The 21,822-nt window shown below is 60.5% G+C and carries 25 protein-coding genes; 11 read left to right on the top strand and 14 right to left on the bottom strand.

Features of this window, described 5'->3' with window-relative positions:
• The first annotated feature begins 119 nt into the window (after positions 1-119).
• The 7 genes from SLH49_RS02550 to SLH49_RS02520 all read left to right on the top strand — a co-directional run bounded on the left by SLH49_RS02550 (position 120) and on the right by SLH49_RS02520 (position 6,249).
• Positions 120-1,991, top strand: coding sequence for a serine/threonine protein kinase (locus SLH49_RS02550; RefSeq protein ID WP_320267603.1), 1,872 nt, complete (start codon positions 120-122; stop codon positions 1,989-1,991).
• A gap of 5 nt (positions 1,992-1,996) precedes the next feature.
• A complete protein-coding gene (locus tag SLH49_RS02545; protein WP_320267602.1) occupies positions 1,997-2,953 on the top strand; it encodes a PP2C family protein-serine/threonine phosphatase in 957 nt (318 codons plus the stop codon).
• Positions 2,954-3,121: 168 nt separating this feature from the next.
• Complete coding sequence (locus SLH49_RS02540) at positions 3,122-3,334, top strand: hypothetical protein (protein WP_320267601.1); 213 nt, start codon at positions 3,122-3,124, stop codon at positions 3,332-3,334.
• Positions 3,334-3,972: a hypothetical protein gene (locus tag SLH49_RS02535; protein ID WP_320267600.1), complete on the top strand. Its 639-nt coding sequence runs from the start codon at positions 3,334-3,336 to the stop codon at positions 3,970-3,972. Before SLH49_RS02540 ends, SLH49_RS02535 begins: the two co-directional genes overlap by 1 nt.
• 14 nt (positions 3,973-3,986) lie before the next feature.
• Positions 3,987-4,400 carry a hypothetical protein gene (locus SLH49_RS02530; RefSeq protein WP_320267599.1) on the top strand — a complete coding sequence of 138 codons (414 nt, stop codon included), beginning with the start codon at positions 3,987-3,989 and terminating at the stop codon, positions 4,398-4,400.
• Complete coding sequence (locus SLH49_RS02525; RefSeq protein ID WP_320267598.1) at positions 4,397-4,810, top strand: BLUF domain-containing protein; 414 nt, start codon at positions 4,397-4,399, stop codon at positions 4,808-4,810. Before SLH49_RS02530 ends, SLH49_RS02525 begins: the two co-directional genes overlap by 4 nt.
• Before the next feature lie 89 nt (positions 4,811-4,899).
• Positions 4,900-6,249, top strand: a complete 1,350-nt coding sequence (locus SLH49_RS02520) for an AarF/ABC1/UbiB kinase family protein (RefSeq protein ID WP_320267597.1) — start codon at positions 4,900-4,902, stop codon at positions 6,247-6,249.
• Here the strand turns inward: SLH49_RS02520 and SLH49_RS02515 are convergent.
• The 4 genes from SLH49_RS02515 to SLH49_RS02500 all read right to left on the bottom strand — a co-directional run bounded on the left by SLH49_RS02515 (position 6,246) and on the right by SLH49_RS02500 (position 11,432).
• Positions 6,246-7,031 carry a carnitinyl-CoA dehydratase gene (locus SLH49_RS02515; RefSeq protein ID WP_320267596.1) on the bottom strand — a complete coding sequence of 262 codons (786 nt, stop codon included), beginning with the start codon at positions 7,029-7,031 and terminating at the stop codon, positions 6,246-6,248. The two genes, SLH49_RS02520 and SLH49_RS02515, sit on opposite strands and share 4 nt — an antisense overlap.
• A complete protein-coding gene (locus tag SLH49_RS02510; RefSeq protein WP_320267595.1) occupies positions 7,024-9,063 on the bottom strand; it encodes an acetate--CoA ligase family protein in 2,040 nt (679 codons plus the stop codon). The genes SLH49_RS02515 and SLH49_RS02510 overlap by 8 nt, the downstream gene beginning before the upstream one ends.
• Positions 9,064-10,224 carry an acyl-CoA dehydrogenase family protein gene (locus tag SLH49_RS02505; protein ID WP_320267594.1) on the bottom strand — a complete coding sequence of 387 codons (1,161 nt, stop codon included), beginning with the start codon at positions 10,222-10,224 and terminating at the stop codon, positions 9,064-9,066. It abuts the gene before it with no gap.
• Between the two features lie 62 nt (positions 10,225-10,286).
• Positions 10,287-11,432, bottom strand: a complete 1,146-nt coding sequence (locus SLH49_RS02500) for an alpha-D-ribose 1-methylphosphonate 5-triphosphate diphosphatase (protein WP_320267593.1) — start codon at positions 11,430-11,432, stop codon at positions 10,287-10,289.
• 34 nt (positions 11,433-11,466) lie between these two features.
• On the opposite strand from SLH49_RS02500, the gene SLH49_RS02495 reads away from it, so the two are divergent.
• On the top strand, positions 11,467-12,144 hold the full coding sequence (locus tag SLH49_RS02495; RefSeq protein ID WP_320267592.1) for a DUF1045 domain-containing protein: 678 nt from the start codon (positions 11,467-11,469) through the stop codon (positions 12,142-12,144).
• On the opposite strand, the gene phnN is transcribed toward SLH49_RS02495, so the two are convergent.
• The 5 genes from phnN to SLH49_RS02470 are packed head-to-tail and all read right to left on the bottom strand — an operon-like array spanning position 12,126 to position 15,324.
• On the bottom strand, positions 12,126-12,668 hold the full coding sequence (gene phnN / locus SLH49_RS02490; protein ID WP_320267591.1) for a phosphonate metabolism protein/1,5-bisphosphokinase (PRPP-forming) PhnN: 543 nt from the start codon (positions 12,666-12,668) through the stop codon (positions 12,126-12,128). The genes SLH49_RS02495 and phnN overlap by 19 nt on opposite strands.
• Entirely contained in the window at positions 12,665-13,348 is a 684-nt protein-coding gene (gene phnL / locus SLH49_RS02485; RefSeq protein ID WP_320267590.1) for a phosphonate C-P lyase system protein PhnL, read from the bottom strand. The genes phnN and phnL overlap by 4 nt, the downstream gene beginning before the upstream one ends.
• Positions 13,349-13,352: 4 nt before the next feature.
• Positions 13,353-14,123 carry a phosphonate C-P lyase system protein PhnK gene (phnK, locus tag SLH49_RS02480; protein ID WP_320267589.1) on the bottom strand — a complete coding sequence of 257 codons (771 nt, stop codon included), beginning with the start codon at positions 14,121-14,123 and terminating at the stop codon, positions 13,353-13,355.
• Positions 14,120-14,458 (bottom strand): NIPSNAP family protein, encoded by a 339-nt coding sequence (locus tag SLH49_RS02475; protein WP_320267588.1) that lies wholly within the window; start codon positions 14,456-14,458, stop codon positions 14,120-14,122. Before SLH49_RS02475 ends, phnK begins: the two co-directional genes overlap by 4 nt.
• Entirely contained in the window at positions 14,455-15,324 is an 870-nt protein-coding gene (locus tag SLH49_RS02470) for an alpha-D-ribose 1-methylphosphonate 5-phosphate C-P-lyase PhnJ (RefSeq protein ID WP_320267587.1), read from the bottom strand. The genes SLH49_RS02475 and SLH49_RS02470 overlap by 4 nt, the downstream gene beginning before the upstream one ends.
• Before the next feature lie 50 nt (positions 15,325-15,374).
• Here SLH49_RS02470 and SLH49_RS02465 point away from each other — a divergent pair, with 50 nt between their 5' ends.
• On the top strand, positions 15,375-15,716 hold the full coding sequence (locus tag SLH49_RS02465; RefSeq protein ID WP_320267586.1) for a hypothetical protein: 342 nt from the start codon (positions 15,375-15,377) through the stop codon (positions 15,714-15,716).
• Between the two features lie 8 nt (positions 15,717-15,724).
• Here SLH49_RS02465 and SLH49_RS02460 read toward each other — a convergent pair whose 3' ends face one another.
• Genes SLH49_RS02460 through phnG form a run of 3 tightly spaced genes read right to left on the bottom strand, consistent with a single transcriptional unit; the run spans position 15,725 to position 17,819 of the window.
• The gene (locus SLH49_RS02460) at positions 15,725-16,807 is read right to left on the bottom strand and encodes a carbon-phosphorus lyase complex subunit PhnI (protein ID WP_320267585.1); all 1,083 of its coding nucleotides are present in this window, start codon (positions 16,805-16,807) and stop codon (positions 15,725-15,727) included.
• Positions 16,807-17,367, bottom strand: coding sequence for a phosphonate C-P lyase system protein PhnH (gene phnH, locus SLH49_RS02455; RefSeq protein WP_320267584.1), 561 nt, complete (start codon positions 17,365-17,367; stop codon positions 16,807-16,809). Before phnH ends, SLH49_RS02460 begins: the two co-directional genes overlap by 1 nt.
• Positions 17,367-17,819, bottom strand: coding sequence for a phosphonate C-P lyase system protein PhnG (gene phnG, locus SLH49_RS02450; RefSeq protein WP_320267583.1), 453 nt, complete (start codon positions 17,817-17,819; stop codon positions 17,367-17,369). Before phnG ends, phnH begins: the two co-directional genes overlap by 1 nt.
• A gap of 104 nt (positions 17,820-17,923) precedes the next feature.
• Here phnG and phnF point away from each other — a divergent pair, with 104 nt between their 5' ends.
• A complete protein-coding gene (phnF, locus tag SLH49_RS02445) occupies positions 17,924-18,634 on the top strand; it encodes a phosphonate metabolism transcriptional regulator PhnF (protein ID WP_320267582.1) in 711 nt (236 codons plus the stop codon).
• 74 nt (positions 18,635-18,708) lie between these two features.
• Positions 18,709-19,896, top strand: a complete 1,188-nt coding sequence (locus tag SLH49_RS02440; protein WP_320267581.1) for an alpha-D-ribose 1-methylphosphonate 5-triphosphate diphosphatase — start codon at positions 18,709-18,711, stop codon at positions 19,894-19,896.
• On the opposite strand, the gene SLH49_RS02435 is transcribed toward SLH49_RS02440, so the two are convergent.
• Entirely contained in the window at positions 19,897-20,511 is a 615-nt protein-coding gene (locus tag SLH49_RS02435) for a chloramphenicol acetyltransferase (RefSeq protein ID WP_320267580.1), read from the bottom strand.
• A complete protein-coding gene (gene phnE, locus SLH49_RS02430) occupies positions 20,512-21,822 on the bottom strand; it encodes a phosphonate ABC transporter, permease protein PhnE (protein ID WP_320268503.1) in 1,311 nt (436 codons plus the stop codon). It lies immediately after the preceding gene.

The following is a 21,822-nucleotide window of genomic DNA, read 5'->3' as shown; positions in this document are numbered from 1 at the left end:
TTAATGATGCAATTTTAGCATATTATCTTATTTATTGAACATAAATCGCGCCAAAATCCGCCATAATTCGCACATTATCTCAAATTACGAGAGCTTACGTAGCGGTAAAGGTTTTGTTGATGGCCAGTGGTTCACCAGTTGATGTCGATCCTGATTTTTCAGAAGAGTTGCCGACCGGCACCACGCTTCTGTCAGGACAATATACGATAGACAGTTACCTCAATCATGGCGGTTTCGGCATCACATATCTTGCCACTGACAGCCTTGATCGACAGGTGGTCATTAAGGAATGCTTCCCCGGAACGCTTTGCCGCCGCAGCCGACTGGCGGTACAGGCACGCTCGCGCGCGCATGTGAAGGATCTGCAAGGTGTCGTCCGCCTTTTTGTGAAAGAGGCACAATCGCTTTCAAAACTTGTCCATCCAAACATCGTTGGCGTGCATCAGGTTTTTGAAGACCACGGCACAGCCTACATGGCGCTGGATTATGTCCGTGGGTCGGACCTGCTGAGCTATATCGAAAGCCCCGAAAAGCGCCTTTCACCCGCCCAAATCACGACTTTGCTGGAGAAAGTGCTGGATGCCGTGCGATTCGTGCATGACGCGGGGCTTTTGCATCGCGACATCTCGCCCGACAACATCATCCTGACCGAAGCGCTAGAACCCATTCTGATTGATTTTGGCGCTGCGCGCGAACAGGCGACAAAAGCGACCCAAGCCTTGTCTGCCTTAAGGGTAGTAAAGGACGGGTATTCGCCACAGGAATTCTATCTGGCGGGCAGCACCCAGGCACCGTCCAGCGACCTTTATTCGCTCGCCGCCACGTTCTACCATCTGATTGCGGGAGAGGTGCCACCGGACAGTCAGGTGCGAATCACATCGCACGTGGCCGAACAAACCGATCCCTACGTGCCGCTTGGACAGAAGACCAAGGATTTTGATGCGACGTTCTGCGCGGCAATTGACCGGGCCCTCGCCATCCTGCCGCAGGACCGTTTGCAAAGTGCCACCGAGTGGAAACAGCTTTTGCAGGTCAAACCGGCTGAAGCCAAAGCCGCACCTGTCGCCAGCGAGACGCCTGCCCCGACGCGCAAGAAGAAGACAAGCCGCCAGACCAAGCCGCAAGCCGTTGCAATCAGCCGACCGCGCCGCGCCGCAAAACCGAAGCAAAGCGCCTCCCGCCATATCCCAGCCCTGTTGATGGGCGGCGCTGCCGTTCTTGTGCTGGTGGGCGGGTCATATCTGACACCTGATGATGTTGCCCCAGCATCGCCCGTTACCACAGCCGCGTACCAAACAAACGCCGATCCGATGCCACAGGTGATCACGACACCAATCGCGGCCCTTCCGGCAAGTGGAGAAACGGTGCCGACGGCAGAAATCACCGCGCCCTCGCCTGTCGCAATAATTGATCCGACGACCCTTGATACGAGCTGGGCCGACGGCCTGATCGAACTGAACTGGCGCGCGGATTTGCCCTTCACCATCGGCCCAAATGCCGTTGTGACGGCGGGCACGGCCGCTGTCCCTTCTGGCGCCCAGATCATGGCAATCGATGGGATAACTGTTCAAACGCGGGCCGAGGTTGAGGCTGGTATCGCTGCTGTGGCCGGTCGCTCTGACGGGACAATCGCAACTGTCAGCGTAACCTGGATCGGCCCTGATGACGGCAACGAGATGATAACCGAACTTCCCTTCAAGATCATCTACCATACCGCCTTTGACAACGGGCTCGCGTTTGAAACCCGTTTTGACGATGAGGCCTGGATCACCAAGGTCGTCAACGCCCCGGCCACACTCGGCATCGAGCTTCAGGTCGGCGATGAGATCGTGGCGCTGGTCCCAGATAACAAACGCATCATCGGCGGCGCGTCATTGGCCGAGATCACAAGCAAGGCGTTGATGGATGATCGCGGCGATCTGCAATTCGCCGTCCGCCGTAATGACGCACTGTGGATCGCCGATCTCGGTGTTGCGGATGAGCAGAGCTAGACCTCATGAACACCCACTACACATTCGGGCGACAGCGGGCCAAGCCTGCGCCAGACGACAGCACCAAAAGGCGGTTTGACCCTGCCAGCTTTGTGCATGTGGGGCGGCGAGACTACCAGCAGGACGCGCTGATGACCAATATGCCGCGCGGTGAGCCTTTTGGCATCGCCGTGCTCGCCGACGGGATGGGCGGTCATCGGGGTGGCGAAGTGGCCGGCAATGTGGCGATGGGTGCTGCTTTCGCGGAAATCAGTGTTCAGCTGGCCCATTTTCGCAACGGTCAGGTAACACTACCTGCCGCATTGGTAGCATCGGTCGACCGTGCCAACGACGCGATCACGAACCAGATTATCACGCGCGCCGACCTGGCAGGGATGGGAACAACGCTGGTAATCTGCGCTTTTGCCGGCCCCGCACTTTACTGGGCGTCGGTGGGCGATTCACCTTTGTACCACTATCGCGACGGCGCGCTGACCCGACTGAATGAAGACCATTCCATGGCGCCTCAGATAGATGCAATGGTCCAATCCGGCATGATCGACGCCATCGATGCGGCCACCCATCCGCAGCGCAATCAGCTGGTCTCAGCCCTTTGCGGCAAGGACATCGCAAAGGTGGATTGCCCGGATGCACCGTTGGCGCTGAAAACAGGTGACATTATTCTGCTGGCCAGCGACGGTCTGCAGACCCTGACCGACGATCAAATCGCGCAAATTCTCCGCAAGCGGCAACGCGCAGAGAGCGAAGAGATCGCCAGCGCGCTGTTGCAGTCCGTGCTTGAAGTTGGCAAGGCCGATCAGGACAACACATCGCTTATCGTCGTGAAAGTGTTGAACGACGATCCCCCACCCCGCCCGGTCCAGCCCGTCGCGCTCGCCGACGCGCAGACGGAACCACCCGCATCAGATGATCCGCAAATCGAACAGGCCTCGGATCTGCTGAACAAAGCACTGCAGCTTTAGGGGGCCATGATGGACACAGATCGATTGGCACCGCACTTGCCGCATCCGAGGACAATTCAGGCGATCACGCATTCGCCCCTTCAACGACGCACCATTGCGGCCGGGCATGACAGACTTGTCCGCGCCGCTATGGCCAGAACCGAAACCGAAAAGTGAGAACTCCCGCAGATGATCGTTTATTCGCACCGTTTTTCCGGCATCATTCAGCAAATGGTGGTCGACCTTGGGCTCGACATGATTTTGTCTGATCAAACCTCGCCCGTGTCACTGATCGACAATGAAACCATGCTCAATGACGTGGCCAATGGTCTGGGCGTCGATATGAAAAAGGTCGTTGCGGCAGATGGCAGCGTTCTTTTCAAGTTCCAGCGGCGGAACTGATGGTAGCAAAGCCACCCATAGAAGATGGTGCGCGCAACCGCGCGGGCATGTCGCTGGCGCGCGCACAGCGCCTGTCGGATAAGGCCAAATCGACAGAGCGGTCCGGCGCCACGCCCAAAGTGCTGCTCTTCGGTGTTGCGCTTGCCGCTCTGGGTGGTGTCGGATTCCTTTTGCAAAGCAATCTCGGCACACCGGCCGTTGATACTGCAGAGATCATCGCCACTGACGCGGTTGCCGCTCCGGCTATCGAGGACATTCAGATCACATCAGCACAGGAGGCAGTGGCCGAAGAGATCCCTGCCGAGACCTTTGCACCTCGCCCCATCCTTGCCCCGTGTATCGCGCGCATCGAAAACGACCTGACCGCTTTGCAGCAGGCGGATGCACAGGCCATGGCTTGGGAGATCAAGCGCGCGCGCATCCGCACCGCCGCGCAATCGGTGCTGAATTGTGAACTGGCAGGGGTGAGCTTTGAAGGAGATTTTGAGCTGACCGCGACTGACTTTGCCGACCTGCATGTCGCGTGGGACCGCACAGACGGGCACCTCACCTTCACCATCGTCGATAGCGTTGCACCCGAAGACTCCCCGCTTGTCCTGACAGAGGACGGGCAACCCATCGAATTTATTGTCCATTGACCGGAGGTCTTATCATGGAAAACCTTCCCAGTATCGACAGCATCTTGGCCGCAGCCAGCCAATGGATGTCCCATCTTATGGCCTTTGAATTGCCGGTACCCGATGCGGCATTGATCCTTGCCTTTCTGCTTGCGGCCTATGCGATGCGGCTCAGCCATCGCGGTGCGACAGATCAGTCGCGCGCCGAGGTCGAAAACCTGTATCAGGCCGAACTTCTGCTCGCCAACCGCCGCACACATCAGGCGCAGGGCGAGCTGCGCAAAGCCCACCTTGAACTTGAGCGCGAACGGCAAAAGCGGCGCCGCGAACATGGCCGCAGCGATGCGGCCAGACGCCGCATGATCGCGGCCAAGCTTGTCAAAACGCCAGACCGCGCCCCCGCACCCCTTCATTCAAACACACAGACAAAACTGGAGCATACATCATGAACCTGACCCGCTTGGTCTATTACAGTCAGCGCAACCCGTCGATGAGCTTAAACATGGACGAATTGTTGACGGTCTGTAAGCGCAACAACTCGGCGATGAACGTCACCGGCATTCTGCATTACAACGGCAACTACTTTCTGCAGGTGCTTGAAGGTGGGCGCGCCGAGGTCAGCGCCATTTATCACCGCATCGCGGCTGATCCACGCCATGTGAACATCATCCTGATGTCGTGCAATGACGTGCGTGAGCGTATCTTCCCCACATGGTCGATGGGCCTGCATGAGGGGATGGGCGAAGAGACCAAGCAGATTTTCCTGCGCTACTTCCCCAGCAACAACGTCAACCCCGAGGCGATCAGCGTCGACAGTCTGCTCGATTTCCTGCAGGACGTCTCGACCGAATTGACCTAAGGGCACGTATTTCCACATTGGAAAGCGGTTGCGCTGGTTTGCTGTGATGCAGGATTGTCAGGTCAGGCAATTCCGCTACCTGCTGCTTTATGGATAGAGATGATCTTTCTGCACGGCGCGGCGCGGCTCTGTCCGCTGCACGCGCGATTTCAGTGCCCGCGAGCCGGGCGGCAAGGCTGACGCAACTGGGCTCAATGACCGCAAGCGTTGCGGGGTTAATGGCGCTGAACGGTGTGGCGCAGCTAGGTAAGGGTCAGCGGCCCGCGCTGCGTGACCTCTTGCTGACCCCGCGCAATCTGCACAAAATCACCGATCAACTGGCCAAGATGCGCGGCGCGGCCATGAAGGTCGGGCAATTGATCTCGATGGATACGGGCGAAATGCTCCCGCCCGAACTGGCCGAGATCATGGCGCGCCTGCGGGCAGACGCGCATTTCATGCCGCCTGCGCAGTTGAAACAGGTCTTGAATGCCGAATGGCCCAAGGGTTGGCTTGGCCAGTTTGCGAAATTCGATGTGCGCCCTATCGCTGCCGCCTCGATCGGGCAGGTGCATCGCGCCCGGCTGAAAGATGGGCGCGACGTCGCCATCAAGGTACAATATCCCGGCATCGCGCAGAGCATCGACAGCGATGTGGCCAATGTGGGTACATTGATCCGCATGTCGGGCCTGTTGCCCAAAGGATTTGACCTTGCGCCCTACATGGCTGAGGCGCGCCAACAACTGCATGAAGAGACTGATTATGAGTTGGAGGGGTCGCATCTGACCCGCTTCGACGCGCTTTTGCGCGATGACCCGCGGTTTCGCCTGCCCGCACTGATCGCAGAATGGACGACGCCGCAGGTCATGGTGATGGGTTTCATCAACAGTGTGCCAATCGAGGATGCGGTGGATCTGCCCCAAGGCCACCGCGACCGCATCGCCCGTGATCTGATTGATCTGATGCTGCAGGAGTTGTTTATCTTTGGCTGGATGCAGACCGACCCGAACTTCGCCAATTACCGCTACGATCCCGCGACGGACAAGATCGTGCTGCTGGATTTCGGTGCAACCCGGCAGATTTCTCCAGCAATTGCAAAGCAATACCGTCGGCTGATCGCAGCCGGGATTGCGGACGACGCTGATGCGCTACACGCCACCGCGATGGAGATCGGTTTTTTCACCGCTGAGACTGACCCCACCCACAGCGCCCAGATTGTACATATGATGCGGCATGTTTTTCGCGCGTTGCTGGAAAACCCGCTCTACGATTTTGCCGACACGACGCTGTCGCAGCAAATGCAGGCGGAAGGTATGGCGCTCGCCGATGCCGGGTTCATCCCGCCACCCTTGCCCATCGATATCCTGTTTCTGCAGCGCAAGTTCGGGGGCATGTTCCTTTTGGCCAACCGGTTGCGGGCAAAAGTGCCGGTGGCCGACATGCTGCGCAACCTCTCCTAGCGGCCCTTCCAGACCGGATCGCGCTTTTCGGCAAAGGCGCGCGCGCCCTCTCGCTGATCCTCTGAGCGGTAGAGGGTCTCAACCGTTTCAAACTGGCTTTTTGTGATGCGGTTGAGCGCATCCTGAAACTTCATATCCTCCGCCTCGCGCACGATTTCCTTGATCGCGGCATTCACAAGCGGCGGACCAGAGGCGATGAGCGAGGCCATTTCATGCGACGTGCTCATCAGGTCGGCGGCGGGCACAATGCGGTTGATAAGGCCCCAGCGCGCCGCCTCTTCCGCATCAACCCAGCGCCCGGTCAACAGCATCTCCATCGCGATGTGGTAGGGGATACGTTTCGGCAATTTGATCGAGGCGGCATCCGCCACCGTGCCGGAACGGATTTCGGGTAGCGCAAATGTCGCGTGATCGGCGGCAAGGATAATGTCCGCCGACAATGCCAGTTCCAGCCCGCCGCCACAGCAGATGCCGTTCACCGCAGCAATGACCGGCTTGTTCATGCGCGGCAATTCCTGCAAACCGCCAAAGCCCCCCCGGCCGTAGTCCCCATCAACTGCGTCACCGTCAGCGGCGGCCTTAAGATCCCAGCCGGGGCAAAAGAACTTCTCACCCGCGCCGGTTAGGACCGCCACTCGCAGGTCCGGATTGTCCCGGAAATCAGCGAAGACATCGCCCATGATCCGGCTGGTGGCGAGGTCGATGGCGTTGGCTTTGGGCCGGGCCAACGTAACCTCCAGCACCTGTCCCTGAACCCTTGTTTTGATGGGGCTGTCAGTCATCGCAAACTCCTTTCACAATCAGTGCATCCGCCGCAATCGCGCCGTCCTCCCGGCAGATCAGCGGGTTCACCTCAACCTCTTGCGGGCGGTGGGCGGTGACATAGGCCTGCACCGCCATTACCGCGTCGATGATCGCCGCAATATCCGCGCCCGGTTTGCCACGATAGCCCTGCAAGACGGGGAATACCCGCAATCTGTCCAGCGCGGATCGCACCATCGGCGCGTCGACCGGCAGCAAAAGTGACACGCGATCATCCATCAATTCGGTCATAACGCCCCCGGCTGCGAGCGTCAGCACGTAGCCATGGGCCGGGTCGGAAACGACCCCGATCAGAAGTTCCGCCACCGCGCCCTTCACCATTTCCTCCAGCAGAAAACGCGTTGCGGGCATGACGGATGCGGCTGCCATCACCGCCTCTGGCGTTGCGAGATCAAGCGCCAGCGCAGCCGCTTCAGTCTTATGCGCGAAGCCGTCGCCCTTCAGCACGACAGGATAGCCGACCCGCGCCGCTGCGTCGGTCACGGCATCCAAACTCGCGGCACTACATGATTTGGGAACGGTCAGTCCGTAAACAGCCAACGCGTCCTTCGCCTCAGCCTCGCTCAGTGTCACGGCCTTGGTGGGTGCCGTCGCGGGCAACAACAGGTCGGCGGCTGGTGGAACGGCTTGCCCGATGGCGGCAGCCACGCCGATCGCTTCAATTGCTTCGGTTATCCCGCAAAGCGGCAGGATACCCTGCGCCACGAGGTCTTGCGCTACATCTTCGGGCATGTTCTCGACCAGCGAGCTGAGCAGCGCGATACGCTTACCTGAGATTTCCTGCGCCTCTGCCACGGCTGTGATCACGGGCTCCCAGGCGGCCATTGAACAGCGATCCGGGCGCGGGAAATCCAGAACGACAAGACCCAACGCCATACGTGCATCCATCATGGCACTGAACGTGGCCGCCATCTTGTGCACATCGCCCCAAATGTAGGTGTGGTAATCAAGCGGATTGGCGAGCGCGACCATCGGACCGAGTACGGCCCGCAACGCGGTTGTTTGCGCATCAGACAGCGGAGGATAAGCGACGGTGCTGCCATGGGCGGCGTCAGCCATCAGGCTCGCCTCGCCCCCGGAACAGGACATGGAGGCCACACTATCCGATGGCAAAGGCCCCACGACATGCAACAGTTTCAGCGTTTCAAGAAACCCTGACAGCGTCTCGACCTGCCCCACGCCCAGCCGAGCAAAGAGCGCTTGCGCACCCGCTTCGCTGCCTGCGAGCGCGGCAGTGTGCGAGACTGTCGCGGCACGGGCTTGCGCAGAGCGGCCGACCTTGAGGGCAACAATGGGCTTGCCCTTCTCGCGCGCTTTTCTCGCGAGGTTTTCAAAGCCACGCAAATCGCCAATCCCCTCGATATGCAGACCTAGAGCAGTCACGCGCGGGTCATCCAACAGGGCCAAACCGATCTGGGCAAATGTCGTCTGCGCCTGATTGCCTACCGTGATCACATAGGCAGTCGGCAGTCCACGTCGTTGCATTGTCAGGTTGATCGCGATGTTCGAGGATTGCGTGATGAGGACCACACCACCGTCCACTGTGACGCCGCCATGCTGGTCTGGCCACATGGCGACATCATCGAGGTAATTCAGGAAGCCATAGCAATTGGGGCCGATGATCGGCATATCGCCCGCCGCCTCCAGCAAAGCTGTCTGCAGGTCCCCCGCCACCGCATCCTCTTTCACGGCCTCCTGAAAACCCGAGGCAAAGCAGACCGCACCGCCCGCGCCCATCGCGCGCAGGTCGCGGACAACGTCAATCGTCGCATGCCGGTTCACGCCGACATAGACCGCATCCGGCGCACGCGGCAGATCGGCCAGCTTACGATAGGGTTTCAGACCGGCAATCTCGTCTTTGGTGGGATGCAGGACCCACAGATCACCCCGAAAGCCGGTCTTCTGGCATTGGCGCAGCACCTCCGCCCCCCAAGTGCCGCCCCCGACCACAAGGATCGCACGCGGGCGCAGCAGCCGGTCAAACCGCCCCATTCAGGCCCCCAAGGGGCGCAGCAATTCGCGGCTGATGATGTGGCGCTGGATTTCGGATGTGCCGTCCCAGATACGCTCCACCCGCGCATCGCGCCAAAACCGTTCAATCGGGAAATCCGCCATCAGCCCCATGCCGCCATAGATCTGCAACGTCGCATCCGTGACACGCGCCAGCATCTCGGTCGCGTAGAGCTTGGCCGAGGCGATTTCCCGATTTGCAGGAAGCCCCTGATCCAGCCGGTAAGCCGCTGCGAGCGTCAGGAAATCGGCCGCGTCAATCTCGGTGATCATGTCGGCGATCTGAAAACCGACACCCTGGAATTTACCGATGGGCTGGCCGAATTGCTCGCGCTCGGCGGCATAGCTCAACGCATAGTCAAAGCACCGCCGGGCACGACCCACCGACATCGCGGCAACCGTGATCCGCGTCGCATACAGCCATTCGTTCATCACCGCGAAGCCGCCGTCGACCTCACCCAAAACCTGCGCATCTGGCAAACGACAATCATCGAAAGTCAGAATGCAATTCTTGTAGCCCTTGTGACTGACCGAGGCGTAGCCATCGCGCACCTCAAAACCCGGCGTGCCGCGATCCACAAGGAACGTGGTGATCCGTTTCTTGGGGCCGCGGGGCGTGTCATCGACACCAGTCGCCACGAAAACGATGAAGAAATCCGCGTGTTCCGCGCCGGAAATGAAATGCTTGGAGCCGTTGATCACCCAATCACCGCCATCCCGCACCGCACTGCACTTCATGCCGCGCACATCCGAGCCCGCGTCAGGCTCGGTCATGGCGAGTGCATCCATCCGCTCCCCCCGGACAGCGGGCAGCAGATAACGCTCTTTCTGCTCACCCTCGCAGGCCATCAGGATATTCTGCGGGCGGCCAAAGAAATGCGTGAGCGCCATGGAGCCGCGGCCCAATTCACGCTCGACCAGCGCGAAATCCAGATGGCTCACCCCCGCGCCGCCGACACTTTCGGGGAAGTTGCAGGCGTAAAAGCCTAGTTCGATTGTCTTGCGCTTGATCTCATCAGCAACCTCTTGCGGCACCTCTCCGGTCCGTTCGACAAGGTCTTCATGCGGGTAAATCTCGTTTTCAACAAATGACCGGACCGTGGTCACGATCATCTCTTGCTCATCGGTCAGGGCGAACTGCATGGGCGCTCATCTTCAGGTCTACCCAGCGACCCTAAAGCTGATTTTGCAGATTGCAATCCGCGTCAGGCGACCTGCCGACCTGCGGCCCAAACCTGACGCACCGCCGGTACATCATGCAGCATCGAAAAGCGTAAGAGATCGGCGCGCTTTCCCGGTGCGATCACGCCGCGATCTTCAAGATGGACGTAACGGGCGGCGTTCGCGGTCACCGTGGCGATGCCTTTGGCCCAGTTTCCCCAAAGCTGGGCAAGATGTGCCGCACCCATGAGGAGCGCCGCCGGCACGTAATCCGATGACAGAATGTCCAGACGATCAATCTGCGCCAAATCCTTGGCCGCGACATTGCCGGAATGTGAGCCGCCGCGCACGAGATTGGGCGCCCCCATAATCGTGGCAATTCCGGCGTCGTGACAGGCCTCTGCCGCTTCGACCGTCGTGGGAAATTCCGCGATTGTCACGCCGTGGGCCGCACTTGTCGCCACATGTTCGGCGGTCGTGTCATCATGGCTCGCCAGGGTCGCGCCGTAGCGCTTGGCCGCTGCTACGGCGCCTGCCTCGTGGGCGGCACCGAGGCGTTCCTGCAACCCGTAAAGGAAGGCGATGTATTCGGCAAAACCGGCCCGGTCGAGATTGTGCTTGCCGCACACATAATCCTCAAACTTCTGGATATCGCGAAACTGGCGCTGGCCGGGTGTGTGATCCATGAGAGAGACGATGCCAACACGGTCCTTGTCACCAAATTCGTCCATTTCGTCCAAAAGCGTCTCGGAACAAATCTCGGCCCGCAGATGGATATGATGTGAGATTTTCAGCGCGCCCGCATCGCGCATCTGCAAGATTTCATCGGCCATTTGGCGGGCATATTTGCCGTAGCGCTTGTTGCCGTCTGAGATGATAGAGCCCACGCGGATCGCATCGAAAACGGTGGTGATCCCGGTTGCGGCCAGTTCGCGGTCATGGGCCATGATCGCCGCGCGATGGGGCCAGTCGACCTTGGGGCGCGGGGTGATATGACGCTCCAAATTGTCCGTATGTAATTCGATCAGGCCCGGCGAGACAAAATCACCTTCACAATCCATTGCCTCTTTGGGCACAGAGCTGCCCTGAAAAATCTCGGCAATCTGGCCTTCGCACAGGACCAACCCGCCCCGAATGACCTCATCGGCCAGAATGATTTGCGCGTTGGCGAGAATGATGTCTTGTGTCATGGATTTGTCATGCAGCCTTGGCAAAAGTCTTCGAATGTTCAAACGTTACGCGATTTTCTATACACCACCCGTCGGTCCCTTCGCCGACTTCTGCGCAAGCTGGCTGGGCTGGGATAGCCGCGCTGGCAAATCCTTGGAGCATCCCACCATCAGCGGTTTCGACGTGGCCGCGCTGACCGATGTGCCGCGCAAATACGGGTTTCACGGCACGCTGAAAGCGCCCTTTCGTCTGGCTAGTGGCCAGAGCGTCGAAGACCTTCAGGCCACGCTCGCGGTCTTTGCGGATGCGAACGCGCCTGTCACCGTCCCCGGGATGACCTTGCAGCACCATCACGGCTTTTTGGCTCTGCGGCCTACGGGTGAGGCGACCGCGCTGAACGCGCTGGTCGCGCGCATCGTCAGCGATCTGGACCATTTTCGCGCGCCCGCAGGGGCGGACGAGCTGGCCCGCCGTCGCAAGGCTGGGCTGACCGAACGGCAGGAGCATAATCTGATGACCTGGGGCTATCCTTATGTGATGGCCGACTTTCACTTCCACCTGACATTGTCGGGCCGGTTGGATGACAGCGCCGGAGCCGCGGTACTGGCCCAGTTGGAACCGATGCTTTCGCCCTTGGTCCCCTCGCCTTTTGTGGTGGATCACATCACCCTTTTGGGGCAGGCGGAAGACGACATGTTTCATGAAATCCAACGCTACGCCCTGGCCGGTTGAAGTACGTGGCGGATCGCCGTAACCGTGTCCGCCAAGGCTCCGCTATTGTCGATTTGATGCACTGGCAGATCGGCGGGCAGCGTATAAACGGCTTGTTCCAACCGCCGAGCGATCTCGGCCTCATCCTCGCGCCCACGGCTGCGCAGCCGCGTGGCCAGCACGTCAGGCGACGCGGAAAGCAGGATGATCGCGAGATGCGGAAACCGAGCGGCGGCCTCTGACAGCACCTTGCGCGAGAGGTTGGCCAGCACATCCCGGCCCGCCTCAAGGTCCCGCAAAACAGCCCTTGGGATGCCGTAGCGCAGGCCATGGGCGGGCCAGGACAGGACAAAGGCACCGTCGCCCAGCATCTGATCAAAGACCGCTTCGGTCACGCCGTCGAAATCCTCGCCCCCCGCATCCGACGGGCGGGTGATCACGCGCCGGGCCAGCACCATATTTGGCATTGTTTCGACCATGGCGCACATCACGCTGTCTTTGCCCACGCCGGAGGGACCGACAACAGCGATCAGGCGCCCGGTCATGCGGCATCTCGTGGCGCAAAACCGGCCACGTCAATTTCCCGGTCGCAGACCTGCGCGCGCGCGGCATCATCGTGGAAGATACCGACAATAGCAGCACCCCGTGCCTTCGCCGCGTGGATCATGTCGAGCACGATAGCCCGGTTGGTTGCATCAAGGCTCGCCGTCGGCTCGTCCAGCAAAAGCGCCGGATAGTCATAGGCAAAGCCGCGCGCGATGTTGACGCGCTGCTGCTCGCCGCCTGAAAAAGTTGTCGGGCTCAGCGACCACAGCCGTTCGGGAATGTTGAGACGCGCCAGCAGTCCCCGCGCGCGGTCAAAGGCGGGGTCCTGCGCAACGCCGGTCACCAATAAAGGCTCGGCCACCACCTCCAGCGTCGGCACGCGGGGCACCACGCGCAGGAACTGGCTGACATAGCCCAGCACATGGCGCCGCAAGTCCAGAATCTCGCGCGGTGCGGCGCTGGCGACATCCACATCGCCGATCTGGATACGGCCCGAGGCGGCAAGGTAGTTGCCGTAAAGCATCCGCATCAGCGTGGATTTCCCCGCGCCTGACGCTCCGACCAAGGCCACGCATTCACCCGGCGCCACTTGCAGCGACGCCCCTTCCATCACCGGAATGACCGCCGCCGCCTGATTATGCAGCGTGAAGGTTTTTGAGACATTTTCGACGGTAATCATGTCGTTACACCTGCAGAACGGAAGAGACCAAAAGTTGCGTATAGGCATGCTGCGGATCGTCGAGCACCTGATCGGTCAGCCCGGTTTCCACCACATACCCGTCTTTCATCACCATCAGCCGGTCGGCCAAAAGCCGGACCACGGCCAGATCGTGGGTCACGATAATGGCGCTCAGGTTCATCTCGCGCACCAGCCCGCGCAGAAGATCGAGCAGCCGCGCCTGCACACTGACATCAAGGCCCCCCGTAGGTTCATCCATAAAGACCAAGCGCGGGCCGGTCACGAGGTTGCGCGCGATCTGCAAGCGCTGCTGCATCCCGCCTGAGAACGCGGTGGGGCGGTCATCGACGCGGTCGGCGCTTATCTCAACCCGGCCCAACCAGTCTACAGCGGCCTCGCGGATATCGCCGTAATGGCGCGCGCCCACGGCCATCAAACGCTCTCCCACATTGCCACCTGCGCTGACATTCATCCGCAGCCCGTCGCGGGCGTGCTGATGGACAAAGGCCCAATCGGTGCGTGAGAGCATGCGCCGCTCAGGCTCGCTCATCGTGACGGTATCGCGCAGCCCGTCGACGCGGGTGTCAAAGCAGACAGCACCGCGATCCGGTGTCACATGGCCCGCAAGGCAGTTTAGCAATGTCGATTTGCCTGACCCGCTTTCGCCTACGATGCCCATGACCTCACCACCGTAAAGATCAAAGCTGACATCGGCGCAGCCGATCCGGGATCCGTAGAACTTGGCGACGTCCCTGACTTGCAAAAGCGGGATCATGCGCTGCCTCCGATGCCGTTCGAAAAGTCTGTAGGGGTTAGCACCATATCTTCGATGCCCAGCACGAAATCGCCATGCGCGGCGGATGTGGCCACCTTGATGTCCTTCCATTCCTGATCGTCCATGAAGGCGGCCCAGGCGTCCTTCATCTGCGCCTCGCTGTCCCAGGCCAGCAGATAGACGAATTTGAGCGCCTCATCGGTTTCGCTGGTCCACATGGCCTGAATGCGAAAGCCGTAAGTGCCCATGATCCGCGCCGCATGATCGCGGAACCGATCCAGAAACGGGCCGCGGTTATGTGGCGGGACGGAGTAGATGCGGAGTTGGTTGATCATGCGGCACTCTCTTCCTCGACGACACCGCGCGCGCCCAAGAACCCGGCAGCGCGGCGTTTTGCGCAGTAATCGGTGTCAGAGCACATGAACATCCGCCCGCCCGCATCGTCGATAATCAGCTCATCCAGATAGCTGTCCGTGGCCCCGCAAAGATCACAGGCTGCATCGGCCTTCGTTGCCTCAAACGGGTAATCGTCGAAATCGAGGCTGACGACCTGCGTATAGGGCGGGATCGCATAGATGCGCTGCTCGCGCCCCGCGCCGAAAAGCTGGATCGCGGCCATTTCCAGTTTCGGGTTGTCGAATTTCGGGATCGGGGACGGGTCCATGACATAGCGCCCCTCGACCTTGACCGGATAGGCGTAAGAGGTCGCGATGGCCCCATGCTGGCTGATATCTTCATAAAGCTTCACATGCATCAGACCGTATTCCTCCAGGCTGTGCATCTTGCGCGTCTCGACCTCGGACGGCTCAAGAAACCGCAAAGGTTCGGGGATTGGCACCTGATAGACGAGGATCTGATCCTCGCGCAGCGCCTCTTCGGGGATGCGGTGGCGGGTCTGGATGACGCTCGCCTCTGCCGTCGCCTCGGTCACGGCCACATTGGCGGTCTTTTCAAAGAAGCGGCGGATCGAGACCGCGTTGGTCGTGTCATCTGCGCCCTGATCGATCACCTTGAATGTGTCTTCGGGCGTCAGCACGGCGGCCGAGACCTGCACCCCGCCGGTCCCCCAACCGTATGGCATCGGCATTTCGCGGCTGGCAAAGGGGACCTGATAGCCCGGAATAGCCAGGCCTTTCAGGATCGCGCGGCGGATCATCCGTTTGGTTTGTTCGTCAAGATAGGCGAAGTTATAGTCTGTCATAGCATTGCCGCTTTCTTGGCGCAGGTTGGGCGCAGAAGAGGGGGAAGACCGTGTTTGAACCATGTTTGGAAACCGTCAGCATTCTTTACGCCATCGTCTTTGGCGCGGGCGATGCCTGTATCGAAATCGGCACCATGTCGATCCTGACCGCGTTTGGCGCCTTCATCGTGCTTGTGGTGATTGCCCAGTATTTTGCCCGGATGCTGTGGCGGCAACTGACCGGAGCGGGCACGGCTCGCCCATCGCGCCGGGTTGGGACGATCTACGACGACGCTGACGATATCGTGGAACCGGTCGAAACCGGCAAACGCCGTCCTGGCACGCCCGGCGCGCAAAGCGCCAATGATGGCGACAAGTTCAAAGACAGCGCGGTGTGGTCGGCCAAAAGGTAACGCAGCACTCATTCCGCCGCTTCCTGCAGGCCTTGCGCCTCGCGCCGGAGTTTGCGGATCAGTTCAAGTTCGGCCTGAAAATCCACGTAATGCGGCAATTTGATGTGTTCGAGGAACCCGGTCGCCTGGATATTGTCGGCGTGATAGAGGACAAATTCCTCGTCCTGCGCAGGCGCGCCCACATTGTCTTCGCCCAGTTCCTTCCACCGCAAGGCGCGGTCGACCAAAGCCATGGAGATCGCCTTGCGTTCGGTCATGCCAAAGACGAGGCCATAGCCGCGCGTGAATTGCGGCGGTTCGGTTTTTGAGCCTTTGAATTGGTTGACAGTCTCACATTCGGTGAGCGTGATTTCCCCAATCTCGATGGTAAAGCCGAGTTCGGGGATGTCCATTTCCACAGCAACCGTCCCGATGCGCAGCTCCGCCACAAAGGCGTGGTTGCGGGCATAGCCGCGCTGCGTCGAATAGGCCATGCCGAGGATAAACCCCTCATCGCCCCGCGTCAGCGATTGCAGCCGCAGCGCACGATCAGCGGGCAGTTCCAGCGGCGTGCGGGTCAGATCGGGCGGGGTTTCGTCGCCGACGGGCTCTGATTGGACCAGATCCTCGCGATCCAGAAAGTCCATGATATGCGGCGTGTCCTGGTCGCGCGCTTCGGCCTGCGGCACGTCGCCGATATCGCCATCCGCCGCGAGTTTGAAATCCAGCAAACGGTGCGTGTAATCAAAGGTCGGCCCCAGCACCTGCCCGCCCGGCGCATCCTTGAACGTGGCCGAGATGCGGCGGTCGCAGGCCATCTTGTCGGTCTCCACCGGCTCCGATCCACCAAATCGGGGCAATGTCGTGCGATAAGCGCGGATCAGAAAGATCGCCTCGATCAGATCGCCCCGCGCCTGTTTGATCGCCAAAGCGGCCAGATCAGGATCATAAAGCGATCCTTCGGCCATCACGCGGTTCACGGCCAGCGCGAGCTGTTCGCGGATCTGATCCAGTGACAGTTCCGCGACGTCCAAATCACCGCGCCGCTCTTCGGCGAGCCAGGCATGCGCATTGTCAATCGCGGTATCACCGCCTTTTACCGCCACATACATCAGGACACCTTTGTCGTGCGGGGCAAGGCCGCGAGGCGTTCCGCACATGTGAAAATGAAGTCAAGACCCAGGGGGAAGAGCGTCGCGTTGCGCTGAAACGCCTGCAGTTCCGGGAGTGATAATTGGGCCTGGTCTTTGATGCCCGGTCCCTCCAGCGTCGCGCCTTTTGCGGTCAACGTGTTGGTCTCGACAATGCAGGTGACAGAGCGGTCGGGATATTCCGGCGTGCCGATGGCAAACGCGTCGAGCGGCAGCTCATCCCACGCGCCCAGCGCAAACATCGCATCCTTTGCGGCGGCAATCGGCGCGCCGGTATGGAACGTGATCCAACCGCGCGCCTCCGGGGTGTCACGGCTGGGCGCGAGGTAGAGCGGCGTGTCGGGGTCGCACAGCGTCAAGATCACAACACCCGCGGCGGTCGAAAGCGGCGCAGGCGGTGTGGCCCCGGCGACCGTTGAGATCATGCCGGGCCGGGCCATCGCGTTCATGATCTGCCGGAACGCCGCAGCGGCGGCAATCGGGGCGTCCTGAAATCCCCCTTCGAGCGTTGCTGCCTGCATCAGTCCTCTCCCCGTGCCATGGTAAAGAAATCCACCTTGGTCGCTGCCGCCTTGGCCGCGCGCTGTGTCTTTGCGGCGGTCAAGGCCTGCTCCAACGGGGCCAGCACCGCCTGCCGGATGTCATCCGCGCGGTCGGTCAGCATCAGCGCATCTATCAGCGCCGCCTGCACCGCGTGGTCCTTGTTGCGCCCTTGCACATAGGCATGACCAACCGTACCGCAGGCCAGTTTGAGCGAGCAGCGGGTGACCGTCATCTCGCCCAGGTTAAACGCGGCACCGACCGCGCCTGCACGTCCGCGGACCATGACGCCGCCAATCTCGGGCGCGCGCAGATAGGTGTAGTCCGGTGCCTCGACACCGCCCCAAAGCCGCGCGAGATCAGCCGCCGTTGCTTTGGCCAAGAGGCTCATCCAGGCTTTCCGGTCGGCATGCGGGTCGGCCATCACATTCATCTAGACACCTTGCAGATTTGTTGAAATAAATATACAACTAGACAAATATTAGCCGAAGCCCTCTCGGCTCACAAGACCGGCACATGTGAAACTTTCGTGACAAAATGCCCCGCACTGCGATCTGGACCTCAATTTCCAACACCCTGACGCGCGATATCGCAGAAGGGCGCTATGGCCCTGGAGACAAACTGCCGACCGAGGCGGCGCTGTCTGCGCGTTTCGGGGTGAACCGTCATACGGTACGGCGGGCGCTGGCTGCGATGGCGCAGGATGGTTTGGTGCATGCGCGGCGGGGTGCCGGGGTTTTTGTGGCCCAGAAACCCACGGAGTACCCGATCGGGCGGCGCGTGCGGTTCCACCAAAACCTTGCCGCCGCCGGGCGCAGCCCCGCGAAAGAGGTGCTGATGTGCGAAACCCGCGCGGCAGATGCCCGCGAGACGGAGGCGCTTGTCCTTGCGCCCGCCGCGCAAGTCCATGTCTATGAAGGATTATCGCTTGCCGATGACATGCCCGTCGCTGTCTTTCGCAGCGTCTTCCCGGCGGAGCGCTTTCCCGGCCTTCTGACTGATCTTATGGACACAAAATCTGTCACAGCCGCCCTCAAGCGGCACGGCATCAACGATTACACCCGCGCGTCAACCCGGCTCACGGCGAAACAGGCGACGGCCACCCAGGCGCTACATCTTCGGATCGCCGAGGGCGCGCCAATCTTGCGCAGCGTCGGCATCAATATCGACGAGACCGGCACGCCGATCGAGTACGGCCACACCTGGTTTGCGGGCGATCGCGTGACGCTCACCCTGCAAGATAGCTGAATCAAATGGATTTTTGTCACATCCGCGATACATCATGCTGCAATACACGATGAACGTGTTAAGAGGCGAGATCAATGATTGTCCCCCCTTTGTCAGAGCTCACACTGACTGGCGCGCGCTGTCTCGTGGACGGCGCGATGCAGGACGGCATGCTGACCATCCGCGACGGGTTTATTGATTTTGACGCGGGCGGGCAGCATCTTGCACTGGACGGCTACGACGTCCTGCCCGGGATCATAGACCTGCATGGCGACGCGTTCGAGCATCACATCGCGCCACGCCCAACAGCACCTTTCCCGATTGAGCTTGGCCTAACCGGGACGGACCGCGATGCCGCCGCACATGGCGTGACAACCGCCTGGATGGCGCAAAGCTGGTCTTGGGAGGGGGCCGCGCGCGGTCCCGATTTTGCCGAAGCATTCCTCGCCGCTCACCAGACCCTCAAACCCAACCTGCTGACAGATCTGCGCGTGCAAATCCGCTGTGAGACGCATACCGTCGAGACGGAGGAACGGCTGATCAACGCCGTGCGCGATTTCGGTGTCGACTATGTGATCTTCAACAACCACCTCGATGAAGCCATTGAGATCGCGCAGAAATATCCCGAACGCATTGGCGCATGGGCTTCGCGCGCCGGGCGCACATCAGAAGAACATATGGAGGTCGTGCGCAGAACCAAGGAAAGCGGGCCGCGCGTGCCACGCTATCTCTGCAATCTCGCGGTGGCTTTCGACAATCTAGGTGTCCGTTACGGTAGCCACGATGATGGTGACGCCAATACGCGCGATTACTACTCGAATATCGGCGCCAAGATTTGTGAGTTTCCCACCCATCGCAGCGCGGCGGCGATTGCGCGGACCTTGGGCGATCCGGTTGTCATGGGCGCGCCGAATGTTGTGCGCGGCGGCTCTCAGGCGGGGAACATCTCGGCAGCAATGCTGATCCGCGAGGGCCTATGCGACGCGCTGGTGTCGGACTATCACTACCCAACCCTCGCGCAGGCGGCGCAAGCCTTGGCAGATCAGGGACTGAAGGACTTTGCCGATGCCTGGGCACTGATCTCGACCCGACCTGCCCAGATAATGGGGTTAACTGATCGCGGCACGCTGGCCCAAGGCAAGCGAGCTGATCTGGTCATCCGTAACCGAGAAAACCGTCAGATTGAGGCGACGATGGTGGGCGGGCGCTGGTCCTATCTCAGCAACGGCGTGGCCCATCGGCTGTCGCAGGCACCGCGTGCGATGCGCCACGCGGCGGAATAGTCAGGCGTATTTCTCCAAAAACGCCTTAGCGGAAAGCGCACGAAAATCGTCAAGCGCTGCCCGCAGACGGTCGTGCGGCCAATCCCACCAGGCGAGCGCCATCATCTGCTCGGCAATCTCCGGCGCGAAGCGTGCGCGCAAGGGGGCCGCAGGAATACCAGCGACGATCATGTAGGGCGGCACATCCTTGGTGACGATTGCGCCGCCTGCGATGACGGCTCCATGGCCTACTGAGACTTCAGGCCTGATCTGCGCGCCATGTCCGATCCATGTGTCATGCCCAATGAACGCGCGGCGCGACCGGCGGTGGGCGAACCAGGCCTCGTCATGGGTGGCATCGTCGAAATAATCAGCCGAGCGGTAGTGAAAATGATGCAGGCTGGCCTTGTCCATCGGGTGGTCGGTTGCGCCGATGCGGACATAGCTCGCGATGTTCGAAAACTTGCCGATCTCGGCATTGGCGATGTCCGCGTAGCGGTCGCAATAAGAGTAATCACCAAGGCGCGAATGCGCGATCCGGCTGCCGCGGCCAACTTCGGTGAACCGGCCAAAATCCGTGTCGGTAATCTCACAATCCGGATGCAAGAACGGTGCATCCTCCGTCAGTCGCGCCACTTAATGCCCGCCTTCGTCGCCTTTGATTAGCTTGTTGCGGAGCCAGCCAGAGAATGTGTCCATCAGCATGACCATGATCACGATCAGGACGATGTAGTAGGTCACCTCTTCCCAGTCTTTCTGGGTCACGATGGCCTGCGTGATCAAAAGGCCGATACCACCCCCGGTGATCGCCCCGATGATCGTGGCCGACCGTGTGTTGGATTCGAGGAAGTAGAGCACCTGGCTCAGCAGGATGGGCGTCACCTGCGGGATCACGCCAAAGCGGTAGCGTTGCAAGGGTTTTGCCCCGGTCGAGGTCACACCCTCGATTTGTTTGCCATCGACGTTCTCGAATGCTTCAGAGAAAATTTTCCCGAAGGATCCGGTATCTGTCACCAGAATGGCCAGAGCGCCTGTCATAGGCCCCGGCCCGAAGGCGCGCGAGAGGATGATCGTCCAGATCAACCCATCCACGCCGCGCAGGAAATCAAAGACGCGCCGCACGATGTAGCGGATCGGGCCAAGTGGCGTGAAGTTCTTCGCAGCCAGAAACCCAAGCGGCAAGGCAATGATCGCCGCGCCAAACGTGCCGAGAAACGCCATCAGGATCGTTTCGCCAATCGCCCAAACCACATCGGAATGGCGCCACATATTGTTGCCCCAGAAATCCGACAAGATCGCCCCAGCCTCACCATCAAAGGCACGGCCCAGCAGGGCACCCGGCCCCATGCCGTGATAGGGGCTGTCGAGCGTGAAAAAGAACAACTCCCACCCACCGAAATAGCGGAACACCTCGCTCCGGTTACGGGTGATCGTCAGCCGCCCCGCCTCGGTCGTCACTGCAAGCCGGTTCTTGGACGCATTGATCCATTCCGGCACATCACCTTCGGGCAAGGTGGCATTCACCCCGTCCGAACCGGGCCGCGCGGTGATCAGGCCGTAGCCCGGCACATCATAGCGGATCTCTTCCGTTCCAAAAGTCACTACATGACCATCTTCCAGTTCAATAATCGTGCTCTCGCCCAGCGTGACCCATGACGGCGCCTCGCCTTCGGGATAACGACCCTTACGCTCCCCCTCAATCGCCACCCGGACAGAGCCGTCGCGATTGTCTCGCGCCACATGTGTTTTGTAGCTGTAGCTGTCCGCGATCAGGATGCGGGCATCTTCCCCGTCCACGCTGCGGATCACTTCCGGCACGTTGAAGGCAAAGAACACGTAGATCAGATAGGCGACAATCGCCGACAACAGGCCAAAACCCATCAGCCGCTTGTTACGCAGATGGGTCACGGTTTCGGACGTGACCGTATCGATATTGGTCTGCGCCAT

It is taken from the genome of Cognatiyoonia sp. IB215446 (genome assembly GCF_033963825.1).
Lineage (GTDB): Bacteria > Pseudomonadota > Alphaproteobacteria > Rhodobacterales > Rhodobacteraceae > Yoonia.
This window is presented reverse-complemented; position numbering and strand designations above follow the sequence as displayed.